The organism is Atlanticothrix silvestris CENA357, assembly GCF_016056295.1.
In the GTDB taxonomy this organism is placed as follows: domain Bacteria; phylum Cyanobacteriota; class Cyanobacteriia; order Cyanobacteriales; family Nostocaceae; genus Atlanticothrix; species Atlanticothrix silvestris.
On sequence record NZ_JAECZB010000068.1, the window covers coordinates 1 to 1276 of the forward strand.

General features: G+C 53.8%; 1 protein-coding gene. It reads left to right on the forward strand.

Features of this window, described 5'->3' with window-relative positions:
* On the forward strand, positions 1 to 1276 hold a 1276-nt coding region (locus I8751_RS18200; protein WP_214440532.1), incomplete at both ends, for an integrin alpha.

Here is a 1276-nt window from a genome sequence, read left to right on the forward strand (position 1 = left end):
ACCTTTAACCTCTCCACCCTTAATGGTAGCAACGGCTTTTTTATTAACGGCTTCGCGGCCGCTGCCTTCTCAGGCAGATCCGTCAGCAGCGCAGGGGACATCAACGGCGACGGCATTGATGACCTGATTATCGGGGCAGTAAGTCCTTCCTACGGCAGCTATTCCGGGCAGAGCTACATAGTCTTTGGCAAAAGCAGTGGCTTTAGTGCCAGCCTCGAACTTTTTACTTTCAATAGCAGCAATGGCTTTTTGATTAATGGCATTAATGCGGGTGACTTTTCAGGCTCCTCTGTCAGCAGTGCCGGGGACATCAACGGCGACGGCATTGATGACCTGATTATCGGGGCAGTAGGTGCCGACCCCAACGGCAGCAACAATTCCGGGCAGAGCTACGTGGTCTTTGGCAACAGCAGTGACTTTAGTTCTAGTCTTAACCTCTCTTCTCTCAACGGCAGCAACGGCTTCGTCATTAACGGCATCGCGGTGTATGACTACTCAGGCTCCTCCGTCAGCAGCGCTGGGGACATCAACGGCGACGGCATTGATGACTTGATTATCGGGGCATCTCGTGCCGACCCCAACGGTGAATCATCCGGGCAGAGCTACGTGGTCTTTGGTAGTAGCAGTGACTTTAGTTCTAGTCTTAACCTCTCTTCTCTCAACGGCAGCAACGGCTTCGTCATTAACGGCATCGCGAGGTATAACGCCTCAGGCTACTCTGTGAACAGCGCCGGGGACATCAATGGCGACGGCATTGATGACCTGATTATCGGGGCACCAGGCGATTTCGACACCAGCTTTCCCGGGCAGAGCTACGTGGTCTTTGGTAGTAGCAGTGGCTTTAGTTCTAGTCTTAACCTCTCTTCTCTCAACGGCAGCAACGGCTTCGTCATTAACGGCATCGTGGCGCTTGACTACTCAGGCTCCTCTGTCAGCAGTGCCGGGGACATCAACGGCGACGGCATTGATGACCTAATTATCGGGGCATCTCGTGCCGACCCCAACGGCGTCACTTATTCCGGGCAGAGCTACGTGGTGTATGGCAACCCTGCCCCCGTACTCGACCTTAATGGCAACTCTTCTGGAATTGATTTTAGCACCACCTTTAGCGGCACTCCTGTTTCCATCGTCAACAGCGACTTCAGCCTGAGCGACAACAGCACTACCTTAGTTGGTGCCACCATCACGATTACCAATCTCTTGGATGGCGCAGCCGAAAGTCTGGACGCTACTGCCATCAGCAACATCACCGCTACCTACAACCCCACCACAGGCA